Genomic DNA, 21,242 nt, shown 5'->3' on the forward strand with positions numbered 1-21,242 from the left:
TTCTTGAGCGCCAGCATGGTGGCAGAATGGCCGAGGTGTGGCAAGCGAAGGAGGGGGATGCCTGTGTCGCGTTGAAGTTTTTTGAACCCGGGAAAGAACTCGATCCCGTCGTGCTGCAGTTGCTCGCGACGGAATTCCTCTCGATGACCATCAAACATCCGAACGTGCTCATGCCCCAGGGGGCTGCGATGCACAACGATATGCCCTATCTGCGCATGCCGTACATGTCGCGTGGATCACTGCGGGCGTATCTCCGCACCCGGACTGCACACAAACGTATCGGCGAAGATCAGCTCGTGCGTGTGCTGGGCCAGATGGCGGCGGCCGTCTCGTTTCTGCATAAAAATTCCTTTGTGCATCAGGATATCGCGCCCGAGAACATCCTGTTTACTGACAGCGGACACCTGGTATTGACGGATTTCGGGATCAGCCGCATCCTGCACAACATGTTGGGACACGACCTGGGTCCGAACCGCATCTTCCATCCGGCCTACGCCTCGCCCGAGCGCTTTGTCGCCACGTCGGCCACCTCCGCCGACGACATCTTCTCGATAGGGGCCATCATCTATGAAATGTGCACGGGACGGCCGCCTTGGGGCGACGACGGCGGCGCGGCACTGCTCGAGGACGAGACGGCGCCCTCCGTGCCCGGCGAATATTCGGATGATCTTATCGGAATTGTGGAGTCCTGCCTCAGCCTGCGTCCCGAGAGCCGCCCCGTCGCGGCCGACCTCGAACGCTGGGCGGAGGAGTATCCGCAACGTATGCGCGCGCTTCAGACGAAGTCCCACGGTGCGGTGCACGGATCCGAACACACACGCGCGCGCGCGGGCAGGCAGGCGGAACAGGCGCAGAAGCCGCGCACGACCTCCGTGGCGGCGTCGGAAGCGGTAGCGACCGGCGCGGCGCAGACGGCACGCGAAAACCATACGCCTGCGATGGAACATGGCACCCGTGAAAACGCAAGCGCGCGAGTGGAACAGGAAGAGGCGGCGCGTCTCGCGCGGGAGGCCGACGACAGGAAGTCCGTGATCGATTCCGTCCGCAAGGCGCGAGAGGAGGCGGAACTGCGCCTGCGCCAGGATCTCGAGCTGCAGCTCAAATCGGAGTTCAACGACCGGCTTCAGGCGGTTCTGAGCGAAGTGCACACACATGTGGAAAAGCGCGTCGGGGAGGCGGAGCGCAGCGCGCGCGAGGCGATGGCGCGGGCGGAACGCGCGGAGAATGAGATGCGCGCGCGCGAGGCGAACGAGCGGCGCATGCGCAGCGAACAGCAGCGGCAGGCGCGGGATGCGTCCGTGCGCAATGCCGCGCTCGAGGCGGAGCGGCGCGCGCGGGAGGAGTCCGAGAAGGTTCGCCGCGCGGAGGCCGAACGAAAGGCGCGCGAACTGTCGGCAAAACACACGCGGGAAGAGGCGGACCGGGTTGCGCGCGCCGAGGCCGAAAAGCAGCGCCGCGCCGAGGCCGAACGACTCGCGCGCGAGGAAGCGGAACGACAGGCGCATGCGGAGACCGAACGCCGGCGGAACGAGGAGAAGATCCGCGCCGAGCGCGAGGCCGCCGTAAAGCAGGCGCGTGTGCAGGAGGAGGAACGCGCGCGGGCCGAGGCCGAGAAATGGGCGCGCGAGGAGGCCGAACGACGTCGACGGCTGGACGAGGAACATGCCGCACGGGTCCAAGCCGAACGGCGCGCCAGGGAATCCGAGGAAAAACTCGAGCGTGAACGCGAACTCGCACGCGTGCGCGAGGACGCGGAACATCGTGCCCGGGCCGAGGCGGAACGGACGCTGCGCGAGGAACTCGAACAGTCGCTGCTGCCGGTTTTGCAGGAGCGCGCGCGGACCGAGGAACGCGCGAAGGCACGCGAGGAGTATGAACAGCGCCTGCGCGAGCGGGAAGAGCAGTGGCTGCGGGAAAAAACCGACATCCTGCTGCGCGCGAGACAGGAACGCGCGGCCCGCGATGCCGAATCGCTGCGTGTAATGTCCGAACTTGAACGCCGCGTGGCGGAGGCGGTGGCGCTGGTGTTCCGTGAAGAAACTGAACGTGTGCTGCTTGCGCTGCAGAAACACGAAACCGAGGCGTCCGACGACGTACGCCGCATGGTCGAAACACGTCCTGTCCCGCCGCTATTGTCGGAGTCCCGGCCCTCCGCGTGAGAGGCGGACGAAGTATGTGCACCGCCTCGGGAAACGGTGCGAAGTTTGTTGGAGCAGATTTTGAAGGATTTGCAACGAGACTGTGATTTGGGCCTGTCCGGACCTTGCGCGGGCACTATCTTCAATCAGGATATGAACACGGTGAATAGCTGAGAACTCATGGATATCAAGGCGGGATCATTGTTCGCGAATCGTTTCCGGCTCCTCGAGAGGATCCCGGGAGGGAATCGCACGCAAGTCTGGCGCGTGGAGGACGCGAAAAAGAGCAATGCGGTGTTTGCGCTGAAGCTCTTCGAATCAGACAAGGAACTCGATCCGGTCATCGTGCAGCTTCTGACAAACGAATTTCTCTCGATGTCGCTGAAGCACACGAATCTGCTCATGCCCGCGAGTTTTGCCGCCTCCGGCAGTGTTCCGTATCTGGTTCTTCCCTATATGGAAAAAGGTTCGCTGCGAGGCCAGCTCCAGCGGTCGCCCGCGGGCGGCCGCGTGGGTGAAAAACAGATCGTACCCTTCCTTGCACAGATCGCCTCGGGACTCGCAGTCCTGCACAAAAACAACTTCGTGCATCAGGATATTGCGCCCGAAAATATTTTTCTCGGAGAGGGGGGCGTGTTCCTTCTCGGCGATTTTGGCATCAGCCGTATCCTGCACAACACGCTGTCGCATGAAGTGGGTCCGAACAAGATATTCCACATCGCATACGCCTCACCCGAGAGATTCATCTCGCGTTCCGCGAATCCGCCCGACGACATTTTCTCCGTCGGTGTGGTGCTGGTGGAGATGGCGATGGGCAAGGTGCCTTTCGACGGACAGGGCGGCAAACCGATTCTCGAGGAGCAGGAGCCGCGGAAGTACCTCGATCTGAGCTTTTCGGATGAGTTTATCGAGATTGTGCAGTCGTGTCTGCAACGTAATCCCGACAAGCGTCCCACCGCGGCGGAACTCGAGAAGTGGGCGTTGTCGTTCACGCCACTGAGTCCGGAGGAACTACGTGCCGCGCGCGCGGAGAAGGCGCGGAAGGAGAAGGAGGCCGAGGAAGCCAAGGCCCGTCGCGCGGAGGAAATCAAGAAACAGACCGAATTGCAGCGCAAGTCGAAGGAGGATGTCGACAGGCGCATACGCGAGGCGGGCGAGAAAAAGGCCGCGAAGTCAAAGCCGCAGAAGACGCTGGCGGACTACGTTCCAGGGGCCGCGGCGGACGTCGCCGCCGAGAAGGAACAGCGCGCGCGCGAGGAAGCCGCCCGGAGCGAGCAGGAACAGAAGGCGCGCGAGGAGGCCGAGCGCAAGCTCCGCGAAGCGACTGAACGCGCGATACGCGAGGAGACCGAGAAGAAGGTCCGCCAGGAAACGGAACGCGCCCTGCGCGAGGAGGCCGAACGCCGCGCGCGCGAGGAGAAGGAACGGCGGGCACGCGAGGAGGCCGAACGCAAGGCACGGGAGGAATCGGAACGGCAGCAGCGCCGCGCGTTTGAAGAGCAGTTGAAGAAGGAACTCGACTCGAAGCTGCAGGAGGAACTCTCGCGCATTCGCAGCGCCGCCGAAACGCAACTGCAGGAAGCGGAGCGTCTTTCGCAGGAACTCGCGGAACAGCGCGCACGCGCCGAGGCGGAACGCAAACACCTCGCGGAAGAACAGCAGCGCCTGCGCGACGAGGCCGAACGCAAAGCCCGCGAAGAAGCGGAACGACAGGCCCGCGAAGAAGCGGAACGACAGGCCCGCGAAGAAGCGGAACGTCACGCACGTGAAGAAGCGGAACGCCAGGCCCGCGAAGAAGCGGAACGACGGGCGCGTGAAGAAGCGGAACAACGGGCGCGCGAAGAAGCGGAACGACAGGCGCGCGAAGAGGGTGAACGACAAGCGCGCGAAGAGGCCGAACGACGGGCGCGCGAAGATGCGGAACGCCAGGCGCGCGAAGATGCGGAACGCCAGGCGCGCGAAGAAGCGGAACGTCAAGCGCGTGAAGAAGCGGAACGTCAAGCGCGTGAAGAAGCGGAACGCCAGGCGCGCGAAGAAGCGGATCGCAAGGCGCGTGAAGAAGCGGAACGACTAGCGCGCGAAGAAGCGGAACGCCAGGCGCGCGAAGAAGCGGAACGACAGGCGCGCGAAGAGGCCGAACGACAAGCGCGCGAAGAAGCGGAACGACAAGCGCGCGAAGACGCCGAGCGTCAAGAGCGGGAACGTGCTGAACGGCGGGCACGTGAGGACGCCGAGCGTGCGGAGCGTGAGGCCGCGGAGACGCGTGTGCAGGAAGAAGCGGCACGCACGGCAAGGGAAGCGGAAGAACGCAACGAGGCCCAGTCGGCCATGCGCCGGGCGCGCGAGGAACTGGCGCGCCTGGAAAAGGCGGAGGCGGAACGACGCGCACGGGAGGCCGAGTCCATGCACGTTCGCGAGGAAGCCGACAGGCGCCTGCGTGAAGAGACGGAACGTCGTATTCGTGAAGAGATGGAGAAGAAACTCCGCGAGGAAGCGGAGGCGCGCGCGCGGGTGGAAATGGAAAAACGTCTGCACGAGGAGACGGAACGCCTGCTCCGCGACGAGGCCGAACGCAAAGCGCGTGAAGAGGCCGAACGCAAAGCGCGTGAAGAAGCCGAGCGCAAGGCGCGCGAAGAAACCGAACGCGCGGCACGCGAAGAAACCGAACGCAAGGCGCGTGAAGAAGCCGAACGCAAGGCGCATGAAGAAGCCGAGCGCAAGGCGCGCGAAGAGGCCGAGCGGTGGGCGCGTGAGGAAGCCGAGAAACGTGTGCGCGAAGAGGCCGAGAAGAAGGCAAGAGAGGAAGCCGAGCGGCTCATGCGCGAGGAAATTGAACGCCGCGCGCGTGAGGAGGCCGAGAGAATTGCGCGGGAGGAGACGGAACGCCGGCTGCGCGCGGAATTGGAAAAACGTGACGCGGAGGAGCGTGAACGGCGCGTCCGCGAGGAGGCCGAAAGGCGGCAACGCGAGGACGAGGAACGCCGCGCGGGCGAGGAGCAGGCGCGACGTCTCCGCGAGGAGATCGAGCAATCGATCCGGTCGGAACTGGAACAGCGCTTCTCGGCGGAACTGAGCCGCGTGCGCAACGAGACCGAGGAGCGGGCCCTGCGCGAGGCACAGCAGCGCGAGAAGGAACATGCGGAACTCGTCGCGCGTGAAGCGGCGGAGAAGGAACGTCTTGCGCAGGAGGCCCGGCGGGCCAAGGCCGAGGCGGAACGCCTGGCGCGCGAAACCGAACGTCTTGCGCGGGAGGAGACCGAACGTGCGCGGCGGGAGGAGGAATTGCGGGCGGCTATCGCGGAGACCGAACAGCGCATTCGCGAGGAACTCGAGGCCCGGCTGCGCGACGAATCCCTGCGCCGCGCGAAACTCGAGGAGGTCCGCTCGGCCTCGCCTCTCGCAACAGGCGCGCTGCCCGAGGATCTGGTCGCCTCCATGCAGCGCGACACGGCGCGGCTGCGCGAGGAATTGGAGGCGCAGCTCCGCGGCGAGGTGCAGCGCGAACTCGATGTGAAACTCGCCACACTCGCGCCGGTCGAGGTGCCCGTCCATACAAACGGACATGGTCACGAACCTCCGGGTCCGCCGCCACCGTCAGGGACGGATGCCGGCATGCAGGCGCTGCTCGACCAGATACAGCGGTCCACCGCGATTGTACCCGGACTGCCCGCGACCACGGCGCCCTTTGCTCCGGCCGAACTGCACGCGATGCAGGCGGAAGAAGCGGCTGCGAAGGTCGAAGAGCCGCGACGCAGGAAGGCGCGCAGCGAGGCGCCGAACGACGAACAGCGACGCGAGCGCCAGACGCTGCTTGCCGACGACACGCCGCTTCCGCCCAGCCCCTTCGACTCGCGGAACTGGCAGCGCGGTATCAAGATCGCCATCACGCTGGTGACCGTGGCCGTCATCGGATTTTTCTTGTACGGCGAACGCGATGTGTTGATGGATTCGAGACAGGTCGTGCGCCTCGGCGCCACCGCCGATCAGCGCGACCTCGCGGAAGCCATCGCCCGCGCGTGGCTGACGGAACGCGGAGTGCCTGCCCCGCGGTCGGCGACAAACGACGACGGCTCGCTGCATCTGGAAGGCGCGGGCGCGGCCGACTCGGTGTTTGCCGTCGATGTGCTCGCGCTGGCGGACGATGCATTTTATCAGACAAACGGATCCGATATCGACTTCCTGTTTGCGGGCGGACTCTCGTCCGGCGACGCGCGGCTGGTCGCGGCCACGCCGGAACTGTTCGACTACCAGACCGTACTCGGACTCGATGCCCTTGCCGTTGTGGTGCATCCCGCACAGAAGATCGACGCCATCGACGCCGGACAATTAACCGCCATCGCAAAGGGCGATGTGCGGGACTGGTCAGATCTCCGCGCGAAGCGCGGCCCTGTGACACTCTATCTGCCGGAGCGCGGCACATTCACCGGCCAGGCCATCGCGGCGCTGTTCCCCGAGTGGGGTGATGCCGCGGGCACACGTGTGAATGGCGACGCCGCGGTGCTCGATGCGGTGCTTGCGCAGCCGGGAGCCATCGGTATCGTCCGTATCAAGGATGCCGCGCGCGCCAGGATCCTCGCCGTCGGCGGCTTTGGTTTGGAGCCGGTCGCTCCCGATCCGGCACGTGTGCGGCTCGGACTCTATCCGCTCGCCGCCTCGCTCAGCGCGTACAGGCATACGGGTGCGCGTTCCGAGACCGCCGATCGGTTCCAGCGTTTCCTCGCGGGTGACGCGGTGCAGGAACTGGCCGCGGCGAGAGGTTTCATCGATCTGCGTCTGCGCGAAGTGCCGGACAACGGCCGCGCCGTGAAGGGCGCCTTCGCGGATGCGACACGTGGCGCGCGGCGGCTTGGAGCCGATCTGCGCCTGCGTCCCGGCGCGTCGGATTTCGACGCGCTGGCGCGCGGCGACATCGAGCGCCTTGCGGCCTACGTCCGGTCGCATCCCGGTGAATCGATTCTGCTCTTCGGATTCTCCGACGCGATGAGCGCGGCGGAGACGGAAAAGCTCGCCTCGGAGACGCTTGCCCGGAAAGCCGCGGGCCGTCTGAAGGAACTCGGCGTGGACGCCGCAGCCGCCGAGGGATACGGAACGTTGCGCGCTGTGGCGCGGGACGACGCGGCGGGCGGCCGCGACCGCAACAGACGGGTCGAGATCTGGATCACGCGCCGCTGAGCGCGCGGGAAGGCGGGGGAGAGGCCCAAATGAAGATCGGCCGGTCCGGAAATTCCGGACCGGCCGATGCGGTATCCAACACGAATGGTTCGCGGCTTACACGATGCCCTGCGCCATCATGGCGTCGGCAACCTTCACGAAGCCCGCGATGTTCGCGCCGTTCACGTAGTTGCCCGGCGTGCCGTATCGCGCTGCTGCGTCGATGCAGGCCTTGTGGATGTTGATCATGATCTGGTGCAGGTGACGGTCCACTTCTTCCGCCGACCAGGTCATGCGGATGGAGTTCTGCGTCATCTCGAGACCCGAGGTCGCAACACCGCCCGCGTTTGCCGCCTTCGCCGGACCGTACAGAATGCCGGCATCCAGGAACACCTTCGCGCCGTCGGGTGTGGTGGGCATGTTCGCGCCTTCACACACGCAGTAGCAGCCGTTTGCAAGAAGCGTCCTGGCATCGTTCTCATCGAGTTCGTTCTGCGTGGCGCAGGGGAGTGCGATGTCGCATTTCACTTCCCACGGACGCTTGCCGGCGACAAATTCCACACCGAAACGCTCGGCGTACGGCTGCACGATGTCCTGATTTGACGCGCGCAGTTCGAGCATGTAGTCGATCTTCTCGCCCTTCACTCCGTCGGGATCGAAGATGTAGCCGTCGGGACCGGAGAGGGTCACGACCTTCGCGCCGAGTTCGCCGGCCTTGATCGCCGCGCCCCAGGCCACGTTGCCGAAACCGGAGACCGCGACCGTTTTGCCTTCGAACGACTTGCCCTGCGACTTCAGCATTTCGTCGGCGAAGTACACAACGCCGAAACCGGTCGCTTCCGGACGGATGAGGCTGCCGCCCCACGTGATGCCCTTGCCGGTCAACACGCCTTCGTACACGTTGCGGATGCGCTTGTACTGCCCGAACATGAAGCCGATTTCCTGGCCGCCCACACCGATGTCGCCCGCGGGCACGTCGGTGTTTGCGCCGATGTGACGGTAGAGCTCGGTCATGAAGCTCTGACAGAAACGCATGATTTCATTTTTCGATTTGAACTTCGGATCAAAATCCGAACCGCCCTTGCCGCCGCCCATAGGAAGCGTCGTGAGACTGTTCTTGAAGATCTGCTCGAAGCCGAGGAATTTCAGAATGCTGAGCGTAACACTCGGGTGGAAACGCAGACCGCCTTTGTACGGACCGATGGCGCTGTTGAATTCGATGCGGTAGCCGCGATTGACGCGTACTTCGCCGTTGTCGGCCACCCAGGGCACTCGAAACATGATCTGACGCTCGGGCTCGACCATTCGATCGATGATCTTCGCTTTGCGGTACTCGGGGTGCTGGTCCAATACGGGGACCAAGGATTCGACGACTTCCTGAACTGCCTGGTGGAATTCCGCTTCGTTCGGGTTTTTCGCTCTGACTTCGGCCATGAAGTCATTGACAAAGGTCGACATGGATGTCCTTGAGGTTGTTGAATGAGGTGGGACGTATCGGATAGATCGTGTTCAATCCATCGTACAAATGTAGCAGAAACCGTCGTGAAAAACAAAGTAAGTCGTGAAATAATTCCCGAAACGGGCGCGGGATCGTCTGCTGACGGGGTAATACGGCGTTGTCGTGTTGCGCGTGCTCAGGATATTTCCTCCAGTCCTGGTAAATAGTGCGATTTTTCGCGCAAATATCCTGTGTGATATACGGCGGTATGCCGCGTGGCAGTTTGTAACTCTGCCGCGTATGGACGAAATTTTCACCTCATACAATTCAGGAGATCGTATGCCCACCCTGCGCTATTTCAGCCATTCGTCCTTCGCGCTTTCCGACGGGAAATACACCGTGCTGATCGATCCGTTCTTCACCGGCAATCCGACCTGTCCCGTGCGCGCCGAGGATGTGAGAGCCGATTTTATTGTGCTGACACACGGGCACGGCGATCACATCGGTGACGGCTTCGCCATCGCCAAACGCGACGGAGCGACGGTGATCGCGGTGAACGAGCTGGCGAATTTTGCGGCGGAGGAGGGGTGCAGCGCGCACAACATGCACATCGGCGGCGCGTATACCTTCCCCTTCGGCCGGGTCAAATTCACCATCGCGCATCACGGTTCGGGAGCGCCGGACGGCCGCTACATGGGCGAACCCGCGGGTGTGGTGCTCAGCATCGGCGGACGCACGGTGTATCATACCGGAGACACAGGTCTTTTTCTCGACATGCAGCTCATCGGCAAGCGCGACGCAGTGGACGTGATGCTGCTGCCGATCGGCGACAACTTCACGATGGGCATCGACGACGCGCTTGTTGCGGCCGAGTTCGTGCGTCCGCGCCTGGCCATACCGATGCACTACAACACCTTCCCGGTGATCAGCGCCGATCCGCATCTCTTCGCCTCGCGCGCGAAGGAGGAGGGCATCGACGCCCGCGTACTCGAGTACGGAGAGACGATCGAACTGTGACGCGGCGCCGTTTTGCCGCGCCGCACAAATCCGCTAGATTGGAAGGATGTTTCTTCAACACACCATAGCGGCGTATCCGTGAGCGGCGGACGCGGGGAAAAGACGGCGCAGTCGCTGTCGCTGATCGTCGCGGTGTACAACAGGCCCGACGCTCTGCGTCTCGTGCTCGCCGCCTGCGCGTTGCAGACCCTGAAGCCCGCGCAGATCGTCATCGCGGACGATGGATCCGGACCCGCAATTGCGGAAACAGTATACGACGCCCGCAATCAATATATGCTCGACATCACCCACGTACGCCACGACGATCTGGGCTGGCGCAAAAATCGCATCCTCAACGACGCCGTGCGTGCGGCGGCGCGCGACTATCTCGTGTTCATCGACGGCGACTGCGTGCCGCACCGCCGCTTTTTCGAGGATCATGCCGCCGCGAGCGCACACCGCACCGTCGTCTGCGGACGGCGCGTGGAACTGAGTCCCTCGTGGACAGCGCGTATCACCCTCGACACAATACGCAGCGGCGCGTATCAGCGCATCGGACCGGCGGCACTGTGGGAGGGAGTCCGCGGCCGCGCGTTGCGTCTCGAAGACGGCCTGCGCCTGCCTCTGCTCGCGCGGCTCGCGCATCGCGGTGCGCGCGGCATGCTCGGCAGCAATTTCTCGCTCTGGAAAGAAGATCTCGAGTCCATCAACGGCTTCGACGAAGAGTATGCCGGACCCGGCTGCGGCGAGGACTCCGACGTCGAGTACCGACTCGGCCTCGCGGGTGTCGCACCGCGTGTGGTGCGCCATCGCGCGATCCAATACCACCTCTGGCATCCGCGCGGCGTGATGTCGGAACAGTCGATCGCGCGTTTCGCCCGCGTGCGCGCAGAGGCGCGCGCCGTATGTGAACACGGGCTCGCCGAACGCCGTGTCCACGCGGCGCGCGCGGAGGAGCAGGCGTGAAAAACGTCGTCCGCATCGTCCGCTATCTGAAGCCGTACAAGCGCAACCTTTCGCTTGCCTCGCTCTCGATGTTCCTCTTCGTCGTGTTCAACATGGCGACGGTGGTGCTGATCATCCCCTTCATCAATGTGCTCTTCGACCGCTCGGCGCCCGTGGTGCGTCCCATGCCCGCGCTGTCGCTCGACACCTTCCGTGAATGGGCGCTGACTGGCCTGAGCAATCTGCTGGCTTCGAGCGATCCGGTCACGGCCCTGAAATATCTGTGCGGTCTTATCGTTCTGAGTTTCGTGCTCAAGAACATCTTCCATTATCTGCAGACCTGGTTCATGGGGCCGGCCGAGCACGGCATCGTGCGCGACCTGCGGCAGCAGCTCTTCGAACATCTGACGAAGCTGTCGCTCAGCTATTTTTCGGAGGAGCGCAAGGGCGTGCTCGTGTCGCGCATCGTCAACGATGTGAAGATGGTGAACGACTCGGCCATCGCCGTCGTGAACAGCGTGTTCCGCGATCCGCCGCAGATCATCACCTACACGATCATTCTGTTTGTCATCGACTGGAAGCTCACGCTGCTCGTGCTCGTGATGCTGCCCGTGACGGGATTCATCCTCGCAAAAATCGCGGAGAAACTGCGCCGTGAAAGCGGGCGTCTACAGACGGCCATGGCCGACATCACCGCCGCTCTCGACGAGGCGCTCACGAGCATGCGCATCATCAAGGCCTTCCGCACCGAGAAGCTCGAAACCGAACGCTTCCGCGTGCACAATCAGAATTACTACCGCACCTACGTGGGCATACTGCGCCGCAGCGAACTGACCTCGCCCATCACCGAGACCATCAGCGTGCTGGTCGTGGTGATCATACTGTGGTTCCTGGGCGAATCGATTCTGAAGGGCAGGGGAGGCATGACCAGCGGCGTGTTTGTGGCCTACATTTTTGCGATGCTGCAGATGATGCAACCGCTGAAATTTTTCGGGCAGATGATCAGCAGTCTGTCGCAGGGTCTCGCGGGCGCGCAGCGAGTGTTTGCCGTGCTCGACATTCCGCCGCGCATCGTCGATGCGCCCGGCGCCACCGCCATCGAGCGCTTCACGGGGAGCATCGAATTTCAGGACGTGCGTTTCCGCTACGACACGGGCGACGAAGTGCTCGCAGGGGTGACACTCGAGATACGCGCGGGTCAGACCGTCGCCGTCGTCGGACCGAGCGGCGCGGGCAAGAGCACCCTGGTCGATCTGGTGCCGCGTTTCCACGACATCACGGGCGGGCGCATCCTGATCGACGGCCGTGACATCCGCGACGTCACCGTCTCATCCCTGCGCGGCCTGATGGGCATCGTCACGCAGGAGACCTTTCTCTTCAACACCACCATCCGCGAGAACATCGCCTACGGCATGCCCGACGCGACACTCGACGATGTCGTGGCGGCGGCGCGCGCGGCGAACGCGCATCAGTTCATCATCGAGTCGGCCGAGGGCTACGAGACTGTGATCGGCGATCGCGGCGTGAAACTCTCCGGCGGTCAGCGCCAGCGCATTTCCATCGCGCGCGCGATACTGAAAAATCCGCCGATCCTGATCCTGGACGAGGCCACCTCGTCGCTCGACACCGAGTCGGAGGTGCTCGTGCAGGAGGCGATAGAACACCTGATGGCGGGACGCACCTCGATAGTGATTGCGCACCGGCTGTCCACCGTGCAGCGCGCCGATGTGATCTACGTGATCGACGCGGGGAAGGTGGTCGAAAGCGGATCACATGCCGAATTGATGGAGCGCGCGGGCGGCATGTACCGGCGGTTGTACGAACTGCAGTTCCTCGTCTAAGCGGACGGCGCGATGGTGCTCGGGACACTCGACAGGAAACTTGAAGCGGCGCTGTGGATCTGCGTCGCGGCCACCCTCGCCACGCTCATCTTCTCCACGGCGTTGAGTCAGGCGGGCGCCTCGCTGTCGGTGCTGCTCTGGATCGGCCTTGCGGCGCGCGGCCGTGTCACGTATCCGCCACGAATGCTTGTGGTGCCCTTCACCGCGCTGTACCTGACGCGTGCCGCGAGCATCGTCTTTTCCGTTGTGCCGGACGAGAGTGTGCGGCTGCTCTACACCGAAACGGTGTTCGGGATTTTTTTCTTCGCCGTGTATTCGGTGCTTGCATCCAGGACGGAAGCGCGCAGCATTCTCCTTCTGCGCATCCTGACCGCTGCAGGCGCGGTCGCGGCGCTGGTCGGTCTCGCGAGATACATCTTCGTCGAAGCCACGCGCATCACCTCCACCACCTCGGGGTACTACACACTGGGTATGTTCCTGCTGGTGGTGTTGCTGCTGCTGCTCGCCGTCGGACCGTCAAAACGCCTGCTGCCGCACCCGGCGCTGTGGTGGATTTCGAGCGGACTGATGTTCGCGGGCATTGTCTTCACGCAGAACCGTATACACATGGCCCTCGCGGGTGTGGCGGTGCTCGGATTTTCGCTGCGGCGTTCGCCGTGGATGGCGCTGGTCTTTGTGGCGCTTGCGGCCGGCTTGTATTTCGCCAGCCCTGATTTCCTGCGGCAGGCGGGGGAACGGTCGATGGCTCCGGGCGCGATGTCGGGCCGCGAGGTTTTATGGTCCACCGCGTGGGATATGGCGGGCGACAGACCCCTGACCGGCTACGGGCCGCGCAGCTTCCGCAGCATATTCCCGCGCTTCGACGATCTGGCCGACAAGGGTGTGGGAAGCTGGCACAACGACGCGATTCAGGCCTATATGGACAGCGGCGCCATGGCCCTCGCCGCGATGCTCGCATTGTACGCCGCGGCGTTCGTTGGTTTTGTGCGGGCGTGGAGGCGGACCCGCGACGGACACACACGCGACGTGCTGCTCGGCAGCGCCGCAGCCATTGCCGCCTATTTGCTCGCCGGTGGAATATTCGACGTGCTGCTCTCGCTGCTGTTTTTCACCGTGCTCGCCATCGCCGCGGCAGCCGCGCCGCCTCTTGATGCCGACGCGCGCACCACATCCTCGGAGGCCGCATGAACCCTGTGTCGGTAATTGTGATCGCGAGGGACGAGGAGCGCAATATTGCCGCATGCCTGGAAAGTGTCGCCTGGGCCGCGCAAGTGATAGTGGTTGTCGACGACCGCAGCACCGACGCGACCGCCGAACTGGCTCGGAAGAGCGGCGCCGACGTGTATGTGCGCCCGTGGCTGGGTTACGCGGGAATGAAGTCCGCCGCTTTGCAGCACGCCTCACACGAATGGGTGCTGTGGCTCGACGCCGACGAGCGCGTGCTGCCCGAACTCGCGCGCGAGATTGACACGGTGCTCGCAACATCACCTCCCGAGACCGCATTCCGTGTTGCGCGCCGCGCGTATTTCCTCGGGAAATGGATACGCCACTGCGGCTGGTATCCCGGCCATGTGACCCGCCTGTTCCGGAAATCACACGCGCGCTTCAGCAGCTCGGCCGTGCACGAGCATCTCGAGGTGGACGGTCCTATCGGCACACTGCGCAACGACTTGCTGCACTTCACCGACGACGATCTCGAGCACTATTTCGAGAAACTCAACCGTTACACCTCACTCGCCGCGCAAGAGCTTGTGGAGGCCGGCCGCCGCGTGCGCGCGCGGGACCTGCTCCTTCGGCCCTGGGCCATCTTTGTGAAAATGTACGTGCTGCGCGGCGGTTTTCTGGACGGCACACACGGCTATCTGCTCTCGCGCCTGTCCGCCGCCTATGTTCTCACCAAGTACGCCAAGGCCTGGCAGTCGCAGCGTGACGCCGGGACAGGGTCATGACTCCGCGGGCCGGGCACTCACAGAAAATATCAGACACACCGCTCCGATGTCCAACGAGAAAGATCCTCGCGTCCTCCGTCCGCCGTTTCCAAACGCCGAGGCGATTCCGCCCCATTGTGATTTTTCCTGCCAGTACGCCGCCTTCGGCGATCCCTCCGCCGTGGGCGCCTGCAGGCGCGATGTGGGCGTCTGGTGCAAGGCGGCGATGCGGTACAACAACAAACACGCGCGCTGCCTGTTCGGGGGCGAGACGCGCTGAGAGCGGGGCATTTCCCGCTGGTCCGCGAAAGCGCTACCTTGCCGTGTCATGAGAAGTCTGCGAATCAAGATCGGCCTGGGATTTTTTGTGATCGTGGGCATCAGCATCGCGACCGGAGTGCTTGTGCTCGTGAACGTGCAGGCGCTGCGCGACGAGATGGAGCGTGTGACACGCACGCGCTACGGCGCGCTCATCGCGGCCGAAAACATGGTGAAGGCGGTGCAGCTTCACGAGAGCGCGCATTTCACGATGCTCGTGCAGGACGTGGACATGGGCCGCATGATGCTCAACGAGAACCGCGACCGCTTCCTGGCGTGGTACGACCGCGCGTATCGCTCGAGTGTCGAGACCGACAGGCCCACGCTCGACAGTCTCTTTGCCACGTACCGCGACTATCTGGGCACCGTCGATTCGCTGCAGGTGATGATCGAGGCGCACCGCCCGATGGCTCTGCTGCGCGACTTTCAATTCTTTGTGATACGACCGCTGGCGGAGCGGCTCAAGGAACTGTCGTTCCACGTGCTCGATCAATCCCAAAACGCGATCGTGCGCGCGAACCGCGAAGCCGAGGAAAGCGCCAAACAGTCGGCGTTTATCATCATCGGCGCCGCGGCCATCAACCTCGCGCTGAGCCTGATCGCCGCGCTGTCAACCACACGCACCGTCGTGCGGCCGCTGCTGCGGCTCACCAATTCCGTCCGCGCGATAGGCAGCGGACGCCTCGATCAAAAAATCGACGTCAGCTCGAACGACGAGATCGGCGTGTTGAGCGTCGAATTCAATAAAATGACCGAGCGGCTTCGCGCCTTCGAACAGCTCAACATCAACGCGATCATCTCCGAGAAGACACGCGGCGAGGCGATACTCGAGAGCATCAGCGATCCGATCATCGTGACAAACGAGGCGGGCGCGGTGCTGCGCATGAACCATGCGGCGCGCGCGCTGGCCCTGCTAGATGCGGGGACCGACGTCACCACACGTCCGCTCGCCGACGTGCTGCCCGACGAGTCGTGGGCGCGGCATATCGGACCGCATGAACCCGAGCGGGATCCCTCGCACGAGGACCTTGTGCAGCTCGAACACGATGGACACGTCTCGTACTATCGTCCCGTGCGCCGCGCGGTGAAAGGCGGCGGGGGCGCCATGGCGGGTGTGGTGACCCTGTTCCAGGACGTGACGCGGTTCAAACAGATTCAGCAGATGAAGTCCGATTTTCTCGCGGCGGTCTCGCACGAGTTCCGCACGCCGCTGACCTCGATATCCATGACCGTCGACATCCTGCAGCAGGGGCTGCTGGGCCCCTTGAACGAGCGGCAGACCGACCTGCTCGAGGGTGCAAAGACCGACACCGAACGCCTGAAAAAACTGGTCGAAGAGCTGCTCGCACTCTCGAAGCTCGAGTCCGCGCGCGGCAGTGTGGCCGCGGCTCCGGTCTCGCTGCGCCGTGTGGTCGAGGATTCGCTGCGTCCGTTGCGCCACCCCGTCGCCGAGAAGGGTCTCGACGTTCGTGTGGAGATCGACGACACAGTGCCCGACGTGCGCGGCGATTTCCAGCAGCTCTGCTGGGTGTTTGTCAACCTGCTCAGCAACGGCGTGCGCTATTCGCCCGCGGGAGGGCTGCTGCGCGTGTCCGCCCGCCGCGAGGGGCGTCACGTGCTGGTGGCCGTCGCGGATCAGGGCCGCGGGATTGCGGCCGAGGATCTCGAATCGATCTTCGACAAGTTTGTGCAGATCAAGCATCCCGACGATGTGACGCCCGGCAGCATCGGTCTGGGCTTGACCATCGCGCGGCAGGTCGTCGACAATCACGGCGGACGCATCTGGGCCGAGAGCACGCCGGGCGCGGGCAGCACCTTCTGTTTCACGCTGCCCGTCGCGGAGGAGGGAGCATGAGCGCCGACAGGCCCCTGGTGCTCGTCGTGGACGACGAGGTGAATATCCTCAAGACCATCGGCATCAGTCTCGACGCCATCGGTTACGACTGCGTGCAGTTCTCGCGGCCGCAGGACGCCGTCGAGGCGCTGCGCATCCGCCGTTTCGACCTCGCGTTTGTCGATCTCAAGATGGCGCCCATCGACGGCATGCAGGTGCTCGACGAGATCATGACACATTCGCCCACCACCACCGTCGTGATGATGACCGCGCACGGCAGCATCGACAGCGCCATCGCGGCCGTGCGCAAGGGCGCGTTCCACTACCTGCAGAAACCGTTCGACCTCGCCGAGCTGCAGCTCTTCGCGCAGAAGACGCTCGAGCATCACCGGCTGGCGATGGAGGTGCACGACCTGCGCGAACAGCTCGAACAGCGCAACGACGACGAGGAACTGATCACACGCAGCCGCGGCGTGCGCGAGCAGCTCGACCTCGCCGCGCGTGTCGCCGACAGCACGATGAGTGTGCTTATCGAGGGCGAGAGCGGCACGGGCAAGGAACTTGTGGCCTCGTACATCCATCGGCGCGGCAACCGCGCCGACAAACCCTTTGTGCGTGTCAACTGTGCCGCGCTGCCCGAGCAGCTTCTCGAAAGCGAACTCTTCGGCCACGTGCGCGGCGCCTTCACCGGGGCGGTGCGCGACCGCGAGGGGCGCTTCGAGGCGGCGGACGGCGGCACAATCTTTCTCGACGAGATCGCCGAGCTGTCGACGGCACTGCAGGTCAAACTGCTCCGCGTCCTGCAGAACCGCGAGTTCGAGCCCGTGGGCACGAATCAAACGCGCCGCGTGGATGTGCGTGTGATCGCCGCGACAAACCGCAATCTCGACCAGGCCCTGAGCGAGGGCAGCATCCGCGAGGATCTCTTCTACCGCCTGAATGCCGTGCGCATCAAACTGCCGCCGCTGCGCGAGCGCCCCGAGGATATCCCGCTGCTGGTCCAGCATTTTCTGAACCGCTTTGGTCCGGAAAAGGCCATTCGTGTATCGGACGACGCGCTGCGCGCCCTGCGCGCGTACCGGTGGAGCGGGAACGTCCGTGAACTCGAACACGTGATCGAGCGCGCGGTGCTGCTCGCCGTCAACGGGCTCGTCGATCTGACGCAGTTGCCGCCGGAAATCCAGGAGCACGCGAACCAGGTGGCGCCGCTGTCGCTCGAGGAGATGGAGAAGCAGCACATTCGGCGTATACTCGCCACCGCGCGCGATTACGACGAAGCAGCCCGCATCCTGGGTATCGACCCGGCCACCCTGTGGCGCAAAAGGAAAAAATACGGATTGTAGACGGCAGCGCGGAGTGTGCCCCCATTGCATTTTGCACGGCACCATAACCGCTGTAATATCAACGCTCTGGACGCCATGGGGGAGTACGGCCGGAAAGGGGATTGCATTTTGCACGATGGGACCGTTTCCAAGCGGAAAAACCTGCGTTTTTTCGCTGATTTAGGCAAGAATTTATGGCCCCAGATTTGAAGTGGTGCAGGTGGAGCGGGTCGACAGCCCGCGCCGCACAGCCCCGAACAAGACGATACAGAGTTTCAACGTCGAACTCATCTATAGAGGAGCCACATCATGGCAATCAAATCCACAACGTTCAACAATCTTCAGATTGCGGTGCTCGAGCCGCGCGGATCGATCATCGGAGGGGACGAAACCGACGAGCTGAAGCAGAAAGCGAAGGATTTCCTCGATCAAGGGAACAAGAAGCTCATCCTCGATCTCTCGAACGTGACGTACCTGAACAGCTCGGGTATTGGCGCGGTCGTGAGCATCCACACCGCGTACGCCAAAGCGGCGGGCAAGGTGAAGGTGTGCGGCCTTGACAAGGGCGTCAAAAACGTGTTCGTGATCACCAGTCTGACCCGCGTCATCGACGTCGAGGAGACCCGTGACGACGCATTGAAAAACTTTGAAGTCGAAATTCAATAACTACTCCCATTTCACCATCCGAGGTAGAGACACATGAAACAGTCACTCTTTATCACGCTCCTGCTGATCTTCGCCTTTGTCGTCGCAACGTTGATCTTCATGTTCGCGCTGCCCGATTTCATCAAGGACGGCGGTCCGCTCGTCATCGCGCTTATCGCGCTCACAATCATGGTCGTCGCGTTTATCCTCGAACGCGTGTTCTCGCTGCGCAAGGCCCAGGGCCGCGGCTCCCTCACCGCCTTCCTGAAGAAGGTCCAGACGGAAATCAACGCCGGCAACATCGACGCCGCCATCGAAGCATGCGACAAGCAGCGCGGTTCCTGCGCCAACGTGCTCCGCACCGGACTCGAGCGCTACAACATGCTCCATCTCGCCGGCAAGCTCCATGAGGAGAAGGAAGTGATGGAAGACGTGCAGGGTGCGATCTCCGAAGCGATGATGCTCGAAGTGCCCCTTCTTGAGCGCAACCTCGTCGCCATGTCGACGATCGCCTCGATCGCAACCATGGTCGGTCTGCTCGGCACCACCATCGGTATGATCCGCTCGTTCCGCGCGCTCGCGAATGCAGGCGCCCCGGACGCGATCCAGCTCTCGATCGGTATCTCCGAAGCTCTTATCAACACCGCGGGTGGCCTTATCGCCGCCATCGCCGGCATCGTCGCGTACAACTTCTTCACGACGAAGGTCGACAATTTCACGTACATGATCGATGAAGCCAGCTACTCGATCATCCAGTCCCTCGCAATCCGCGGCAAGAAATAATGCGGCCTCCGCGCAAGTGAGGACCCAATGGTACGCAAGAAAAAACGCATCAGCATCAAGATCGACATGACGCCCATGGTGGACGTGGCGTTCCTGCTGCTGACATTCTTTATGCTCACTACGCAGTTCAAGGCGCCCGACGACGTGCAGCTCATCCTGCCCTCGTCGCACTCCGCCTTCAAACTGCCGGAGACCGACGTCATGGTCATCTCCATTGAGAAAAACGGCAAAATCCACCTCGGTGTGGACTCGCCGAATGTCCGCGTAAAACTCTTCGGTCCGGCCGGCGTGAAGACGCTGAGCGCCGAGGTCGATGTGAAGGATCTCCCGAACCTCCTGATCCAGGCCCGCATGGCGAATCCCAAGCTGCGCACTGTGATCAAGGGTGACAAGGAAGCCCCGTATGGTCCCGTCGAAGACGTGATGAACATCCTGCAGAAAACCAAGATCACGCGGTTCAACCTCGTGACCGATCTGGAACGCACCTGAGGAGACAGCCATGGCAGACGTCGAAGTAAAAGAATCAGCGGCCGCGAAACGCGGCGGTAAAAAGAAAAAACATCGGATCAATATCCGCGTGGATATGACCCCGATGGTGGACGTGGCGTTCCTCCTCCTGACGTTCTTCATGCTGACCACCGTGTTCAGCAAACCTCAGACGATGGAGATCAACCTTCCGCCCGACGCGGAGACCAAGGTCGAAGTCGCCGAGTCCAACCTCCTGACCCTCCGTGTCGATACTGACGGCGTCATCTGGTTCAACACCGGAACGGACGAGGTGAAAAAGGTGGAGTTCAAGAATCTGCGCGCCCTTCTCGTCGAGCGTATCCGCGCGAATCCCAAACTGATCACCCTGATCAAGGTTGACCGCGACGGGAAGTACACGATGATGGTCGACATCATGGATGAATTGAACCTCGCGAACATCACCCGCTTCACCCTTGCGCCGATGCTGCCGGAGGACAAGGAAATGATCAAGAAAGCCAAGACGGCATAAGGAAGGAGTGTGGGTTATGGCACAGGACGCATTTGTCATAAACACCGGCCCGTACGGCGGTGTCGACCTGAAGAGGAACTACCAGAAATACATGTCCTTCGCACTGTTTCTCGCCGCGCTGTTCCACATCGTCGGCGTGAGCGGATACTGGCTGACCATCTGGCTGACCACCGAAGACGAACCCATGATGACGGTGCGCATTCTCAAGTACAGCGAGCTCGGTCCTCCGCCCTCGCTGACGAGTGATGCGCCCGCCGTCGCGGTGTCGGGTCCGGCCGTGAAACCGACCATCGGTATTCCGGTGCCGGTGCCCGATGCCGAGGTGAGTCCGGAACAGACCATCGCCACGCAGGCCGAACTCGGCGCGATGTCCGCACCGGGCGACGGCACGGGCGCGGGCGGCACCCAGATCACGCAGGATCTCAAGATCGATGAATCGGTCGCGAAGGACTTGCAGCTCGACGCCGAGCCCGAGGACTTTGTCGCCTACGAGAACGAGCCGACGCCGGTGAAACAGGTGCAGCCCAAGTACCCCGACATCGCGCTCCGCGCGGAACTCGAGGGCACCGTGTACCTGAAGGTGTGGGTCACGAAGGAAGGCAAGGTCAAGAAGGCCGTGGTCCTAAAAACGGACTCCGAGGTCTTTAATCAGTCGGCCATCGACGCCGCGATGCAGTGGGTGTTCACACCCGCGTTGCAGCAGAAGAAGCCGGTGGACGTGTGGGTTGCGATTCCGTTCCGTTTCCGTCTCAAGGACGCGGGCAGGTAATCGCGCGTATGTATCCGAGGAAGGGCGCCGTTCCGTCCGTCGGGACGGCGCCCGGCCCGGAGCAAAAAGGGGACAGGCCGCGTCCCTGATTCAGGACAGCGCAGCGTTGATACACCCCGGAAACGTCCGCAGCGGCC

General features: G+C 63.1%; 16 protein-coding genes. 15 read left to right on the plus strand and 1 reads right to left on the minus strand.

The window, feature by feature from the left end:
* The first annotated feature begins 26 nt into the window (after window positions 1-26).
* Complete coding sequence (locus HY962_03435; GenBank protein MBI5645960.1) at window positions 27-2,159, plus strand: protein kinase; 2,133 nt, start codon at window positions 27-29, stop codon at window positions 2,157-2,159.
* 159 nt (window positions 2,160-2,318) lie between these two features.
* The gene (locus HY962_03440; GenBank protein MBI5645961.1) at window positions 2,319-7,310 is read left to right on the plus strand and encodes a protein kinase; all 4,992 of its coding nucleotides are present in this window, start codon (window positions 2,319-2,321) and stop codon (window positions 7,308-7,310) included.
* Between the two features lie 96 nt (window positions 7,311-7,406).
* Here the strand turns inward: HY962_03440 and gdhA are convergent, their stop codons facing one another.
* Entirely contained in the window at window positions 7,407-8,747 is a 1,341-nt protein-coding gene (gene gdhA / locus HY962_03445) for an NADP-specific glutamate dehydrogenase (GenBank protein ID MBI5645962.1), read from the minus strand.
* A 319-nt stretch (window positions 8,748-9,066) separates the two neighbouring features.
* On the opposite strand from gdhA, the gene HY962_03450 reads away from it, so the two are divergent.
* From HY962_03450 to HY962_03510, 13 genes are all read left to right on the plus strand, one after another.
* Window positions 9,067-9,744: a metal-dependent hydrolase gene (locus tag HY962_03450; GenBank protein MBI5645963.1), complete on the plus strand. Its 678-nt coding sequence runs from the start codon at window positions 9,067-9,069 to the stop codon at window positions 9,742-9,744.
* Between the two features lie 78 nt (window positions 9,745-9,822).
* Window positions 9,823-10,689, plus strand: coding sequence for a glycosyltransferase (locus HY962_03455; protein ID MBI5645964.1), 867 nt, complete (start codon window positions 9,823-9,825; stop codon window positions 10,687-10,689).
* On the plus strand, window positions 10,686-12,509 hold the full coding sequence (locus HY962_03460; protein ID MBI5645965.1) for an ABC transporter ATP-binding protein: 1,824 nt from the start codon (window positions 10,686-10,688) through the stop codon (window positions 12,507-12,509). Before HY962_03455 ends, HY962_03460 begins: the two co-directional genes overlap by 4 nt.
* Before the next feature lie 12 nt (window positions 12,510-12,521).
* A complete protein-coding gene (locus tag HY962_03465) occupies window positions 12,522-13,697 on the plus strand; it encodes an O-antigen ligase family protein (protein MBI5645966.1) in 1,176 nt (391 codons plus the stop codon).
* A complete protein-coding gene (locus tag HY962_03470; GenBank protein ID MBI5645967.1) occupies window positions 13,694-14,458 on the plus strand; it encodes a glycosyltransferase family 2 protein in 765 nt (254 codons plus the stop codon). Before HY962_03465 ends, HY962_03470 begins: the two co-directional genes overlap by 4 nt.
* Before the next feature lie 46 nt (window positions 14,459-14,504).
* Window positions 14,505-14,717, plus strand: coding sequence for a hypothetical protein (locus HY962_03475; protein MBI5645968.1), 213 nt, complete (start codon window positions 14,505-14,507; stop codon window positions 14,715-14,717).
* Window positions 14,718-14,765: 48 nt separating this feature from the next.
* The gene (locus HY962_03480; protein ID MBI5645969.1) at window positions 14,766-16,610 is read left to right on the plus strand and encodes a HAMP domain-containing protein; all 1,845 of its coding nucleotides are present in this window, start codon (window positions 14,766-14,768) and stop codon (window positions 16,608-16,610) included.
* Window positions 16,607-17,932, plus strand: a complete 1,326-nt coding sequence (locus HY962_03485; GenBank protein MBI5645970.1) for a sigma-54-dependent Fis family transcriptional regulator — start codon at window positions 16,607-16,609, stop codon at window positions 17,930-17,932. The genes HY962_03480 and HY962_03485 overlap by 4 nt, the downstream gene beginning before the upstream one ends.
* Window positions 17,933-18,220: 288 nt before the next feature.
* On the plus strand, window positions 18,221-18,577 hold the full coding sequence (locus tag HY962_03490) for an STAS domain-containing protein (GenBank protein MBI5645971.1): 357 nt from the start codon (window positions 18,221-18,223) through the stop codon (window positions 18,575-18,577).
* A gap of 33 nt (window positions 18,578-18,610) precedes the next feature.
* Window positions 18,611-19,339 carry a MotA/TolQ/ExbB proton channel family protein gene (locus HY962_03495; GenBank protein ID MBI5645972.1) on the plus strand — a complete coding sequence of 243 codons (729 nt, stop codon included), beginning with the start codon at window positions 18,611-18,613 and terminating at the stop codon, window positions 19,337-19,339.
* A gap of 27 nt (window positions 19,340-19,366) precedes the next feature.
* Window positions 19,367-19,828: a biopolymer transporter ExbD gene (locus HY962_03500; protein MBI5645973.1), complete on the plus strand. Its 462-nt coding sequence runs from the start codon at window positions 19,367-19,369 to the stop codon at window positions 19,826-19,828.
* Between the two features lie 10 nt (window positions 19,829-19,838).
* On the plus strand, window positions 19,839-20,336 hold the full coding sequence (locus HY962_03505) for a biopolymer transporter ExbD (GenBank protein MBI5645974.1): 498 nt from the start codon (window positions 19,839-19,841) through the stop codon (window positions 20,334-20,336).
* Window positions 20,337-20,352: 16 nt separating this feature from the next.
* Entirely contained in the window at window positions 20,353-21,105 is a 753-nt protein-coding gene (locus tag HY962_03510) for a TonB family protein (protein MBI5645975.1), read from the plus strand.
* Window positions 21,106-21,242 lie beyond the last annotated feature (137 nt).

Source organism: Ignavibacteriota bacterium, from assembly GCA_016218045.1.
Lineage (GTDB): Bacteria > Bacteroidota > Ignavibacteria > SZUA-365 > SZUA-365 > JACRFB01.